The organism is Bifidobacterium pluvialisilvae, assembly GCF_019331695.1.
Lineage (GTDB): Bacteria > Actinomycetota > Actinomycetes > Actinomycetales > Bifidobacteriaceae > Galliscardovia > Galliscardovia pluvialisilvae.
In genome coordinates this window covers 136,985-150,242 of sequence record NZ_JAHBBI010000002.1, presented here as the reverse complement: position 1 = coordinate 150,242, position 13,258 = coordinate 136,985, and the positions used below count along the sequence as shown (strand labels likewise).

Below are 13,258 nucleotides of genomic sequence, written 5' to 3'. Positions count from 1 at the left end.
AGAAATCCGCAGGGCCCCTCTGAACATGGAATCCGCACAGAGGAGGAACAGACTCCAAGAACCGATTACGACAGGCGACGCTTGCGACAAATTGTCAGCACAACACCAACGGAGACCAGCACAGCCGCGATACCAAAGATGCCCGCAACGGCTGTTCCGGTTCGCGTCAGCGAACCATCAGACGCCTGTCGCCTAGATGTGTTATCGACACCCGAAACGGTGGCCGATGGGTTCTGCGATGGTTTGCCGGACGGGCCTTCACCACCACCCGGTTTTTCCGACGGCCCCGCCGACACCGTCAGCTTCACAGAACCCGAAACACCCGAGCCATCCTTCGCCGTGGCCGTAATCGTCGCCGCGCCCGCGCCCACTGCCGTCACCCGGCCCGAAGCATCCACAGTCGCGACCTTCTCGTCCGAAGACGACCAGGAAACCGACTTGTCCGAAGCGTTCTCCGGGGACACCGACGCCTTCGCCAACACGGACTCGCCAACCTTCACCGCATCACGCTCCAACGAAACCGACACACCAGAAACCGGCACAACAGACGGCTCGGAATCGGCCTTGGCAAAGGTGTAGGTCTTGATGTCGAACAGTTCGGGGTTCGATTCGTCGGCCTGTGCGGCCTTGAAGGTAAAGAACACGTTGTGTACGCCGGTCACGCCGGAAAGCGCGGCGGTGTAGTCGGTGTAGGAGGAGCCGTCGCCGGCGGGTACCTTCACCGTGGCAACGGGGTCGGTGTCGTTGGAGTCGAGACGGACCTCGATGTTGCCACCCGCCTTGGCCGCAGCGTTCACGGTGATGGACCCAGCACCGATCTTGCCGAAATCGACGTTGGCGAGCGATGTCCATTCACCGTCATTGATGTTGCCGAGCTTCTGCCCATCGGCATTGTCGGAGGTCAGGTCGATCACACGTACGCCGGACTTGGTATCGTAGGCGTCCTGGATGCCGGAATCCCATGCGATGGTGGAGGCGCTGATGCCGCCATCGGGATAAGCATCGAGATTCTTGACCTGGTCAAGACCCTTGTAGGTCATGGTGATGGGCGCGATGCTGCCGTCCTCATTGATGGTGATGGGGTCGACATGAGTGTTGCGGTAGCCGCGGGCTTTGTCGAGATTGCCGCCATCGGTGAGTTCCTTGGCCACCGTCTGCGCATGATAGACCATGTACCAACTGTTACCAAGCTGCACCATGGCATGGTGGTTGTTGCCGCCGACGCTGAAGAACTTGCTCGGATTGTCCATGATTTCACCCTGGTACGTGAACGGACCCATCGGGCTCTTCGACGTCATGTACGCGATGTTGCCGTAACCGATCTTGTTGCCGTCGATGATGTTCTCGTGGCTGAAGTTGGTGCAGTAGGAGTAGTAGTAGGTGTCGCCAATCTTCGCGATGCCAGAATCCTCGAACATGGCCGGCGCATCGATGGTCTTGGCGTCGCCGACGGTGCTGATCATATCGTCACCGAGCTGAATCACACGGGCGGTGTTCGGATGCTCTTTCTTACCGTCAGGCACTCCGCCGCCATAGTAGAGATAGCCGGTGCCGTCAGAGTCGGTGAACACAGCCGGATCGAACAGCCAAGTCACGCCGGAGGATGCCTGGGTGCCCCACTTGATGAGCAGACTGCCACGCTCGTCCCTCCACGGACCGACCGGGGAATCGGCCGTCAGAACACCGATGCCACTGGCGCCGTTGGCGAAGTACAGGAAGAACTTCTCCTTGCCGTCGATGGTCTTGTGCGTGACGGCCGGCGCCCACGAGTTGCCGGCCCACTTGGCGATGCCTTGGTCGCCTGCCACACGGATGTAGCCTTCATTGCGCCAGTTCACCATGTCGTCGGTGGAGAGCACGTTAATGGTCTTTACATCGGCGAAGGAGTTGTCCTTGATGTTACCGTCGGCATCGTATTCGTAGTCATAGGTAAGCGACCCGTCCTCGTTGATCTTGGTCGCGTCCCCGGTAGTGTACACGTATACACGGCCGTTGTATTCCATGGCCCAAGGGTCGGCACCGTACCAGTAGTCGATGATGGGGTTGCTGTTGCCCATCCGCTTGGCCGCCTTGGCCGTACCGGCAGGACGTACGACGGGTTCGCTCGTCTTGCCGGTCAGGGTGACGTCATCGACGGTGAAATCACCGGTCTTGCCGGTACCGTACACGGTTTCGATGACCAGTGACGGGTTCGAGTAGTCACCGTTACCGCCCAGCGTGGCGGTGCCCTTGATTTCGGTCCATACGCCAGCCTTCACGGCGGCGGAAGCAATCTGTCCGCAGCCGCTGCCGTTGCCGGAGCAAATGGTGAAGTTGAACGTGGCGTCCTCGGTGGACTTAATCCACATGCTGCCGGTATAGCTTTCACCCTTGGTGACCTTGCCGTTCAGCGACTGGATGGCACCGGCGTCGGTGCTCTTGCGATCAGTCACCTTCAGAGCCTTGGAACCGCCGTGGACGTCATCCGACACAGCCGTAATCGTGGACTTGGACGCGTCCCACACGGTTCCGGACTTCCATGACGCCGTATCGTTCTCGAAATCACCGTTGGCAATCAGATTGACGGCTCCACCGTCAGCAGCTGACGCTGTCTCGGCTCCCATCGGCATCATCACTGCGACGAGACAAATCACAGCCGAAAACGCCGAGACAACGGTTCGCGCAGAAATCCGATGGATCCCCCTAGACCATATGTGCTCCATAAACACTCCTCCACCGGTGGCCTGACTCCTCGAGGATGGGACACCGATTTCCTCATATCGTCTCGTCGCCGAGACTGCTCAGCACAGCGGCAATTTCGGACGGTGTTCCTAACTGCCGATGTGAACGCTCACCAACGAGCATCGCGAAAATAATATATCGAATTAGCGAATTTCGTCAAATTATTTCGGATTTTTTCGAGAAGAATCATTTAATTCCCTAAATTTACAATATATGTTATCCCATATTTTTCGAAATATATACATCCATTGATTACACATTGACGCCTACGCTCGACATTAATTAACACATTTCGAAAACAGCATACTTCCCGGCCTTGATTGCCGCATCACGAAACGTACACGACAACATACGGGTCTAAATACCGGAAATCTGTGATTTATAGCGTCAAACAGATGTTTCCCACTTCGAAGACATCCAAACGCTGCAAATTACGAAGCCCGATGTTTTAGTCATCATAATGACGGGCTGGGCTCGAGAGCAAGGTTGCACCTCATCGAGCGTGCCGTCCGGCGGGAAATCAATGATATCTTCGATGAAATGAGAACGGCAGGCTTCAAGGCCATATGGTGCTTGGCCTGATGAAATTCTGATTCCGCAGCCCATTTCCCAGTTAAACGACAGCCAAACGCCAGCGAGTCGGCGCGGGATTGAGTATCCTTGGATTCGGTAACACACAATGTCAACTCATATAAAGGAGAAAGACATGGCAGAGACGTTCAACGTCGTCGTCGAGATTCCGCGCGGATCGAAGAACAAGTACGAAGTGGACCACGAGACCGGTCGCGTGTTCCTGGACCGCGAGCTGTTCACCGCGATGGGCTACCCGGATGACTACGGCTACATCGACGGCACCCTAGGCGAGGACGGCGACCCGCTCGACGCCCTGGTCATGATTCCGAACTCGGTGTTCCCGGGCTGCGTGGTCGAGTGCCGCGCCGTCGGCCTGTACCACATGGTCGACGAAGCCGGTGGCGACGACAAGGTGCTGTGCGTGCCGGCCGACGTCCGTTACGACAACATCAAGGACATCGACGACGTCTCCGAGTTCCACAAGGCCGAGATCAAGCACTTCTTCGAGCAGTACAAGGCCCTGGAGCCGGGCAAGGAAGTCCTGCCGGGCGACTACTGGACCGGCGTCGAGAAGGCCGAGGCCGAGATCAAGGCCGCCCGCGAGCGCCTCGCCGCCTCCGAGAAGTGATTCCCCGCTTCCGAACGTTTTGAACAACGTTTCGAAATGTTCCGAAGCGTTTTGAAAAAAGCCTGCCGAACATGTTCCGGCAGGCTTTTTCATGCCCGCGGAACATTGTACGGACATTGGCCGCGGAATCTGCTATCATCACTCGTTGTCCATTGCGAGCGACCGATGAACGGCATTCGTCTGAATTCAAAGCCCGATCCACGGCAGTTTGTTGTTGCCTCGCCAACGAGGCGTAGGCCCGCCGGCAGGCGGTGTCGAGGCCCATTCCGCGAACCCGTCAGCGGCGGCGGAATGAACCAAAGGAACATCCACGAGTGATTGTCGAGATTCTTCTTATTGCAGTTTCCGTTTCCATGGACGCGTTCGCCGTCGCCATCGGCAAGGGGCTGACCGTGAAGCATGTGACCGCTGGACAGCGGGTGACCGTGGGCCTGTGGTTCGGCGGATTCCAGGCGCTGTTCCCGTTGCTCGGCTATTTCGCGGCGTCCACGTTCAGCAAGTATGTGACGGCCGTGGACCATTGGATCATCTTCGTGCTGCTGGCGTTCATCGGCGGCAACATGATTCGCGAGGCCGTGTTCGAGGATGATGAGGAGAACGCGCGCGAGACGTCGGCGTTCGACTGGCGTCATATGCTGCCGCTGGCCGTGGCGACGAGCATCGACGCGTTCGCCGTGGGGGTGAGCTTCGCGTTCCTGCCCATCAACATCTTCCTTGCCGTGGTCATCATCGGCGTGACGACGGGCCTGTTCTCGGCGGCCGGCCTGAGCATCGGCAACGTCTTCGGTTCACGCTGGCAGAAGCCCGCGCAGATCGCCGGCGGCGTGGTGCTGATTCTCATCGGCCTGAAGGTGCTGCTGGAGCATCTCGGCCTGCTGCCTTGGTGATATCCCGTCGCCGTGCCGGATTAGCGGCTACCACACCCAGTGAGTGAGGAACGCGGCCACGTAGACGAGGTATCCAAGCATCATGACGGGCAGCATGCCCATGCCCATCCATGCATAGGGGGCGGGGTTCTCCAACTCCTTCCACCATGAGGTGGAGGCCACGAGCAGCAGCACCGCGGCCACGACGATCACGATGAAGATGCCCCAGCCGAGCGTGGAGTCGGCCTTGTCGCTCATCATGGCGGTCATGAACGCGGGGACGAACCCCCAGCAGGAGGCGCCGAGCGCGGCGACGGCGGCCATGATGCCGGCCGACATGGATGCGATGAGGTGGCTGCGGTCCTTGCGTAGCATCTGCCGCAGGAACGATACGACGACGATGGCGAGGAACGCCAGGATGAGGAACTTCGCCCAGCGGATGAACGTCTCGTCGGAGTAGAAGTCGCCTTGGGTGGCGTAAATGATGGCCGCGACGAACACGGCCGCCGAGAGGAATCGGGCGAACAGCGACTGTCTGCCGCTTTCGGCGAAGGGCCATCCGACGATCATGAGCATGGTCATGCTGGCGGCGAGCAGTCCGGATCCGACGATGCCGCCGGGGGTGAGCACGCCGAGGCTGGTCACGATGCCGAACACCAGCGCATAGGCGACCAGCTGGGTGACGACCACGGTGAACTCCCCGTGCTCGGTCATGCCGAATCGTCGTCCGGACGGCCGCGCCGGCCCGGCGACGTCCTTTTCCGTCTTCTTCTGAGGCTTTTCCCAGCTTCTCGGCTTGCCCATTGTCCCGCCTTTCCCGCGCGGCCGTCATCGCCGCGACACACTAGTCTCAACAATTCTAAACTATTTCGAACAATTCCGAACTTCACGGCATCGCGAACGTCTTCCGCCATGTTCTCATACGGTCGCCAGTCGTCCGCAATCGGCGGCCCGACGACCGTCCACATGTTGGGAAAACGTCCTATGGTGTCGCAACGTAGGGAAACAATGGCCTTGTCGGGAATGTTAAGCAAATGTAATGACCCGCCATCGAATCGATTAACAATCGCTCGTAAAATGATGGCTATCGTCGATTCGAAATAATGAGTTTACAGCAATGGGGAGTTGAAGTCGTGACCGATCTTACTTTGATGACCAGCGCGGACGATCCGGCGTCCGTGCTGCCATCGCTGGCACTGCTTTCCCACCGGGTGAGGGTGCTGCCGATGGACGCGGCCTCGCTCGTGAAGATGCCGGAGAACACCATTCTCTTCCTCGACGCGCGCGACGACCTCGCCACGGCGAAAACGCTGTGCCGTCTCATCCACGCCTCGGGGCTCTCCACGCCCATCGTGCTGATCCTCACCGAGGGCGGATTCACCGTGGTCACGTCGCAGTGGGGCATCTCCGACGTGGTGGTCGCGAGCGCGTCGCCAGCCGAGGTGGAGGCCCGTCTCAGGCTCGTCTCCGAGCGCGGCAATTCGTTCGCGACGGCGGGCGCGGCCAAACAGGCCGACGAGCAGACGCAGGAGGGGCAGATTCGTTCCGGCGACCTCGTCGTGGACACGAACGGCTACACGGCGTCGCTGCACGGGCATCCCATCGATCTGGCGTACAAGGAGTTCGAACTGCTCAAATACCTCGTGCAGCATCCGGGACGCGTGTTCACGCGTGCGCAGCTGCTGCAGGAGGTGTGGGGCTACGACTACTACGGCGGCACCCGCACGGTCGACGTGCACATCCGTCGTCTGCGCGCCAAACTCGGCGGCGAATACGAGCATCTCATCGGCACCGTGCGCAACGTCGGCTACCGCTTCGACCCGCCCGAGGACGACGCGCGCGACGAGGACGCCAAGTCCGCCGCGAAGACCGGCGCCTGAGCGACACGGCATGACGGCGGGGCGTGGAATCGACGCCGCCTGCCGCCGGTAGGTCATTGCGTTCGGATACACCGGTAGGTATGGCCAGAGAGACGAAGACGGCGCGGTTCGCACGCATGCATGAGGAGTACCGCATCCTGTGCGAGGAGATTCCCGCGCCGCAATGCGCACTGCACTTCTCCAATCCGCTCGAACTGCTCGTCGCCACGGTGCTGAGCGCCCAGACCACCGACAAGCGCGTGAACTCCGTGACCGGCGAACTGTTCCGCCGCTACCCCGAGCCGGAGGACTACGCCAACGCGAACATCGAGGACGTCGAAGCCATCATCCGCACGCTCGGCTTCTACCACGCCAAGGCCGGCCATCTCATCGGACTCGGCCAGGCGCTGTGCGAACGGTTCGACGGCACGGTGCCGCAGACGATGGAGGAGCTCGTCACCCTGCCGGGCGTGGGGCGCAAGACCGCGAACGTGGTGCTCGGCAACGCGTTCGGCATCCCCGGATTCCCCGTCGACACGCATGTGATGCGCGTGACCGGCCGTCTGCGATGGCGCACGGACTGGCGGACGAAACGCTCCGACCCGGTGAAGGTGGAGAAGGAGATCTGCGCGTGCTTCCCTCCCGAACAGTGGACCGACCTGAGCCATCGTCTGATCCTGTTCGGCCGCGCCACCTGCCACGCGCGCAGGCCCGACTGCGAGGACTGCCCGCTGGCCGCGACCTGCCCGTCGTTCCCCATCGCATGACAGCCGCGTGACCGGCACGTGGCCGGCGCACGTCCACCGCGTGACCAGCGCATAACCGGCAGGCAGATATACTCCCCTGCGTATGCTCGTAACCATGCGTAAGGAACATTCTCGCCACTCCCGCACCTCCCGTTCCACGATGCCGCCGTCATACCAGCCGACGAACGCCATGCCGACGGACGGACCGTCATACGACGGCATGGACCGCGCCGGCGCCCCGGCATCGCGCCGTGAGGCGCGGGCGGCGCGTCGGGCGCAGTCTGGCGGCATCAAATCCGTGGCGGTATTCCTCGTATTGCTGCTGGTGTTCGGCGGTGCCGGATGGGCCGCCTACACCATGCTCGTCGACCATCGCAATCCGTTCGCCTCCCTGACCGACCTCGGCGACTCCGGTCCGAAGACCTCGCTGACCATCGGGCTGTCTCCGGCGCCGAAATCCCTCGACATCCGCACGCAGAGCGGCGACGCCGTCTCGCAGGCGCTGCTCGGCAACGTATACGAGACGCTGCTGAACCGAAGCCAGCAGAACAAGCCCGAGGCCGGCATCGCGAAATCATGGACGACGTCGGACGACGGCCTGACGTACACATTCCACCTCAACGGCGGCCTGACGTTCTCGAACGGCCACACGCTCGACGCCGACGACGTGGTCTGGTCGCTGCAGCAGACCATACAGCACAAATACGTGGGCGCCGACGGTCTGGACGGCCTCGCGTCGGTCAAGGCCAACGGGCCAACGACCGTCGTCATCACGCTGAACAAGACCATCCCCGACCTGGCATGGCTGCTCTCCGGCCGTGCCGGCATCGTCTACGATGCCGAGGCCGGCATCGACTACGCCACGCAGGCGGTCGGTTCGGGCCCGTTCACCGTCAAGAAATGGGACGCCGGCTCATCGCTGACGCTCAGGCACAATCCGAAGTACCGGGGGGCGAACGCGGCGAAGACCGGCACGATAACGCTGCGGTACTACGACAACGCCGGGCTCGCCGCCACGGCCATGGCCAAAGGCGAAGTGGACGCCGTGCCGAACGTGGCCACCGACGACCTCGACACGTTGCGCTCCCACGACGACATCACCCTCAAGCAGGGCGACAGCTACGAAAAGGTGCTGCTCGGATTCAACTCGGACGACAACTCGCTGTTCTCCGACGCGCACGTGCGCCAAGGCGCCCGCTACGCGCTCGACAACGCCGCTTTGGTGAAGGAGAACGGCGCCGCCGGCGAACTCGGCGGGCCGATCTCCTCGCTGGACCCCGGATACGAGGACCTCACCGGACTGTATCCGCACGACATCACCAAGGCGCTGTCGCTGCTCAACTACTTCGTCTTCCGCGCGCCCTCCGAATACCGCAAGATGCCCAACGGCCCGCAGATCGGCGACCGTCCGATGAAGCTCGTCTATCCGCAACGCTACGGACGCCAGCTCGGCGAGACCATCAAGGAGCAATTGGCGCAGGGCGACATCCCCGTGGACATCACGATGGTGGACGACGCCACCTGGCAGAAGCGCGTGGTCGAGAAACGCGACTTCGACATGACCATCTTCACCATGGATTCCAGCCATGACGTCGGCGACCTCGTGGACCCGGACCTGTTCCTCAACTACACGAGTTCGAAGGCCGAGGAACTGTACAAGAACGCCCAGGCGTCGAAAAACGACCAGGAATACGAGCAGCGGCTCAAGGCGCTGGCACGCCAGGTGGCAAGCGATTCCCCCGTGGACTGGCTGTATGTGAGCCGGCCGTGGGTGGCGGTGCGGTCCGGCATCACGGGCATGCCGACGAACATGGTCGACTGCTACCTGCCGCTGGCCGGCGTGGCCAAGGGCTGAGCCGGTTAGACGGAGGCAAGGGCTGAGCCACCGCAGCCGTTCCATGTCATCCAAAGCGGAGCCGCTCAGCCCCCCCGTCATCCCGAACGAAGCCGCCTGCGCCGTCATCCCCACTCCGTCATCCTGAGCGAAGCCGACTGCGGCGGAGTCGAAGGATCTCGTCCCGACGGGTGTGCAAGATCCTTCGGCTCCGGGCTTCGTCCTCCGCTCAGGATGACGGGAACGGCGCAGGCGTCCCCCGCCCGGAACGACGAACGCAACTCCGTGCAAATACGGCTGAAAATCAACATGAATGTCATAGAACGTCCATACACTGACGTGTATGACTGACAATGCTGAAGGCGCCATCAGCGCCCATCTGACCGCACTGCCCGACCGCGTGGGCGTCGACGGTCTCGAAGAGAAATGGACCAAGGCCTGGAACGATGCCCAGACCTACAAGTTCGGCAACACCCGCGACCGCAAGGCCGTCTACTCCATCGACACCCCGCCGCCCACCGTCTCCGGCCACCTGCACGTGGGCCACGTGTTCTCCTACACGCACACCGACGTCATCGCCCGCTACAAGCGCATGCGCGGCTACGACGTGTTCTACCCGATGGGCTGGGACGACAACGGCCTGCCGACCGAGCGCCGTGTGCAGAACTACTACGGCGTGCGCGTCGACACGTCCCTGAAGTACGATCCCGACTTCAATCCGCCGTTCGAAGGCACCGAAGGCAAGAAGATCCAGGCGAAGGACCAGGTGCCCTGCTCCCGTCAGAACTTCATCGAACTGTGCGAGAAGCTCACCGCCCAGGACGAAAAGCAGTTCGAGGCGCTGTGGCGCGAACTCGGACTCTCCATCGACTGGTCGCAGACCTACCACACCATCGGCGAGCATCCGCGCCGTGTGGCCCAGAAGGCGTTCCTGCGCAACCTCGCCCGCGGCGAGGCCTACCAGAAGGACGCCCCCGGTCTGTGGGACGTGACCTTCCAGACGGCCGTGGCCCAGGCCGAGCTTGAGAGCCGCGAATACGACGGCTTCTACCACAAGATCGCGTTCCGCTTCGAGGACGGCACGCCCATCTACATCGAAACGACCCGTCCCGAGCTGCTGGCCGCCTGCGGCGCCCTGATCGCCCACCCGGACGACGAGCGCTACAAGAAGTACTTCGGCCAGTACGTGTACTCCCCGCTGTTCAAGGTCAAGGTGCCCATTCTGGCGCACAAGGCCGCCGAAATGGACAAGGGCGCCGGCATCGCCATGTGCTGCACGTTCGGCGACGTGACCGACGTCGAATGGTGGCGCGACCTCAACCTGCCGACCCGTTCCATCATCCAGCGCAACGGCCGCATCGTGATGAGCGTGCCGGACTGGATCGAGGACGAAGGCGGCCGCGCGATCTTCGAGGAGACCGAGGGCAAGACCACGTTCACGGCCCGCAAGATCATCGTGGAGCATCTGCGCGAATCCGGCGACATGGACGGCGAGCCGACGCCGACCAAGCGTATGACGAACTTCTACGAGAAGGGCGACAAGCCGCTCGAGATCGTCACCTCCCGCCAGTGGTACCTCAAGAACGGCGGCACCGACGAGAAGCTGAACGCCGAGCTCATCGAACGCGGCAAGGAACTCAACTTCCACCCCGACTTCATGCGCGTGCGCTACGACAACTGGGTGCACGGCCTCAACGGCGACTGGCTGATCTCCCGCCAGCGCTTCTTCGGCGTGCCGTTCCCGCTGTGGTACCCGGTCAAGGAGGACGGCTCCGCCGACTACGACCATCCGATCACGCCGAGCGAGGACATCCTGCCCATCGATCCGACCACCGACGTGCCGGCCGGATACACGGAGGACCAGCGTGACGTGCCCGGCGGCTTCACCGCCGAGAAGGACATCATGGACACGTGGGCGACCTCGTCGCTCACCCCGCAGATCGTGACCCGCTGGGAGGAGCCCGGCGAGGAGAACGAGGCGCTGCACAAGGCCACGTTCCCGATGGACCTGCGTCCGCAGGGTCAGGACATCATCCGCACCTGGCTGTTCTCGACCGTGGACCGCGCACACCTCGAGAACCACTGCCTGCCGTGGGCGCACGCCACGCTCTCCGGCTGGATCCTCGACCCCGACCACAAGAAGATGTCGAAGTCCAAGGGCAACGTGGTCGTGCCGAACGAGCCGCTGAAGAAGTTCGGCGCCGACGCGGTGCGCTACTGGGCCGCCGCCGCACGTCTGGGCCTCGACGCCACCTATGACGAAGGCCAGATGAAGATCGGCCGCCGCCTGGCCATCAAGCTGCTCAACGCCACCAAGTTCGCGCTGGCCATCGGCCGCGAGGACGAGAACCATCACGTGGGTTCGGCCGCCGAAGCCACGTGGAACCCGACCGACGTGACCGAGCCGCTCGACCGCGCCGCCATGGCCAAGATGGCCTTCGTGGTGCGCACCGCCACCGATGCGATGGAGTCCTATGAGCATTCCAAGGCGCTGGAGATCATCGAAAGCTACTTCTGGCAGTTCTGCGATGACTACATCGAGCTGGTGAAGAACCGCGCCTACGGCACGCCCGACGAGCACGGCAAGACCCCGAGCGAGAAGGCCGTGCTCTCGGCCCGCACCACGCTGGGACTCGGCCTTGACGCATTCGCCCGCCTGCTCGCCCCGTACCAGCCGTACGCCACCGAAGAGGTGTGGCACTGGATGCACGACGGCGAAGGCTCCGTACACCGCGCCGCATGGCCGACTCCGGAACCGTACGTGATCGCCGCCTCCGGCGCCTCCCCTGAGACGCTCGCCTGGGCGGGCCGCGCCGTCGAACAGCTGCGCAAGATCAAGTCCGAGGCCAAGGTCTCCATGAAGACCCCGATCCTCTCCGTGGCGCTCTCCGCCGCGAAGGACGGTGTGGACGCGATCCGCTCGGCCATCGATGACATCGCTCAGGCCGGTCGTGTGGTCGGCAAGTTCGATCTGGTCGAAAAGCATGCCAAAGAGGCCGCCGCCTCCGACGAGGCTGCCGATGAGAACGACGACACCGTCGTCATCGAAACCAGCGAACTCGGCGAGCCCCCGGCCAAGAAGCCGAGGAAGAAGTAGGGACTGCAGGCCGAGCAGGCCTCGCACTCCTTTTCTCGGCCCCCTCTGACGAGGGGGCTGTCAGCCTTCGGCTGACTGGGGGAGAGACCGCGGTCAGGAAGCTTTGCAACAAGAAGTGAAGCGCGGGTGAGCTGAGTAGACCTCGCGCTCGCATCGCCTACGGGGAGTCCACCGGACTCCCCGCTTTACGGCTCATGCCTCCGCCGTCGGACTGCCTACCGGCAGACAATATTCCCACCTCGCGCTCGATACATCGCGCTCGCATCGCCTACGGGGAGTCCACCGGACTCCCCGCTTAACGGCTCAGCCCCCTCTGACGAGGGGGCTGTCAGCCGAAGGCTGACTGGGGGAGAGACCGCGGTCGCAAGACCGCCAATAATCATCGAGCCGGTCCAATGGACCGGCTCCTTGTATATACGTACATCTACGCAATACGTCCCACGCGACCGACACGGTCACGCGAACACGTCCAGCACGCCCGGGTCTCCCCCGGCGTCGGCGATGCGCTTATGCCGCTTCTTCGATTCGGTGACGACGAACTCGCGGTACATCTCGGCGATGTTCGTATCCAGCCCGGCATCGATGGCGATACGCTGCAGTCGGGCGATCTGATAATCCTCACGCTTGTAGTCGGCGGGCGCGAACCCGGCGCCGGCCTTGAGCACACCCACGGCGGCCGTGGCCTTGAACCGCTCCGCCAGCAGATGGATGACGGCGCCGTCGATGTTGTCGATGGTCTGGCGAAGAGCCTCGATGCGCTTCACCACGTCGGCGACCTCCGGGTTCTTCGCGGCGGCCTCATCATCGATGGTGGACGATTTCTCGGCCTCGATCTCGTCGCTCACGGACGACGCCTGTGCAATCGCCGCGGCACTGATCGGCGGATTCGCCGCCGAAATCACGTCATCGGAATTCGTATCGGTCTGATTCTCCG

9 protein-coding genes are annotated in these 13,258 nt (G+C 62.5%); 6 read left to right on the top strand and 3 right to left on the bottom strand.

What is annotated here, in order from left to right; genetic code table 11:
* Positions 1-65: 65 nt before the first annotated feature.
* Positions 66-2,612, bottom strand: a complete 2,547-nt coding sequence (locus tag KIH77_RS02090) for a family 43 glycosylhydrolase (RefSeq protein WP_236024397.1) — start codon at positions 2,610-2,612, stop codon at positions 66-68.
* 815 nt (positions 2,613-3,427) lie between these two features.
* On the opposite strand from KIH77_RS02090, the gene KIH77_RS02085 reads away from it, so the two are divergent.
* Both KIH77_RS02085 and KIH77_RS02080 read left to right on the top strand, forming a co-directional pair.
* Positions 3,428-3,922 (top strand): inorganic diphosphatase, encoded by a 495-nt coding sequence (locus tag KIH77_RS02085; protein ID WP_219099433.1) that lies wholly within the window; start codon positions 3,428-3,430, stop codon positions 3,920-3,922.
* A 314-nt stretch (positions 3,923-4,236) separates the two neighbouring features.
* The gene (locus KIH77_RS02080; RefSeq protein WP_219099432.1) at positions 4,237-4,809 is read left to right on the top strand and encodes a manganese efflux pump MntP; all 573 of its coding nucleotides are present in this window, start codon (positions 4,237-4,239) and stop codon (positions 4,807-4,809) included.
* A gap of 27 nt (positions 4,810-4,836) precedes the next feature.
* On the opposite strand, the gene KIH77_RS02075 is transcribed toward KIH77_RS02080, so the two are convergent.
* Entirely contained in the window at positions 4,837-5,592 is a 756-nt protein-coding gene (locus KIH77_RS02075; RefSeq protein WP_219099431.1) for a hypothetical protein, read from the bottom strand.
* A gap of 329 nt (positions 5,593-5,921) precedes the next feature.
* On the opposite strand from KIH77_RS02075, the gene KIH77_RS02070 reads away from it, so the two are divergent.
* From KIH77_RS02070 to valS, 4 genes are all read left to right on the top strand, one after another.
* Complete coding sequence (locus KIH77_RS02070) at positions 5,922-6,668, top strand: winged helix-turn-helix transcriptional regulator (RefSeq protein WP_219099430.1); 747 nt, start codon at positions 5,922-5,924, stop codon at positions 6,666-6,668.
* A gap of 80 nt (positions 6,669-6,748) precedes the next feature.
* Positions 6,749-7,414, top strand: coding sequence for an endonuclease III (gene nth, locus KIH77_RS02065; protein ID WP_236024395.1), 666 nt, complete (start codon positions 6,749-6,751; stop codon positions 7,412-7,414).
* A gap of 94 nt (positions 7,415-7,508) precedes the next feature.
* On the top strand, positions 7,509-9,248 hold the full coding sequence (locus tag KIH77_RS02060) for an ABC transporter substrate-binding protein (protein WP_219099429.1): 1,740 nt from the start codon (positions 7,509-7,511) through the stop codon (positions 9,246-9,248).
* Between the two features lie 322 nt (positions 9,249-9,570).
* Complete coding sequence (gene valS, locus KIH77_RS02055; protein WP_219099428.1) at positions 9,571-12,324, top strand: valine--tRNA ligase; 2,754 nt, start codon at positions 9,571-9,573, stop codon at positions 12,322-12,324.
* A gap of 455 nt (positions 12,325-12,779) precedes the next feature.
* Here valS and KIH77_RS02050 read toward each other — a convergent pair whose 3' ends face one another.
* The gene (locus KIH77_RS02050; protein ID WP_308283168.1) at positions 12,780-13,133 is read right to left on the bottom strand and encodes a chorismate mutase; all 354 of its coding nucleotides are present in this window, start codon (positions 13,131-13,133) and stop codon (positions 12,780-12,782) included.
* Positions 13,134-13,258 lie beyond the last annotated feature (125 nt).

Coding starts and splice junctions, on each gene's coding strand:
- KIH77_RS02090 (WP_236024397.1), bottom strand. CDS start 2,612: ATGATGCCGATGGGAGCCGAGACAGCGTCAGCTGCTGACGGTGGAGCC.
- KIH77_RS02060 (WP_219099429.1), top strand. CDS start 7,509: ATGCGTAAGGAACATTCTCGCCACTCCCGCACCTCCCGTTCCACGATG.
- KIH77_RS02075 (WP_219099431.1), bottom strand. CDS start 5,592: ATGGGCAAGCCGAGAAGCTGGGAAAAGCCTCAGAAGAAGACGGAAAAG.
- KIH77_RS02085 (WP_219099433.1), top strand. CDS start 3,428: ATGGCAGAGACGTTCAACGTCGTCGTCGAGATTCCGCGCGGATCGAAG.
- valS (WP_219099428.1), top strand. CDS start 9,571: ATGACTGACAATGCTGAAGGCGCCATCAGCGCCCATCTGACCGCACTG.
- nth (WP_236024395.1), top strand. CDS start 6,749: ATGGCCAGAGAGACGAAGACGGCGCGGTTCGCACGCATGCATGAGGAG.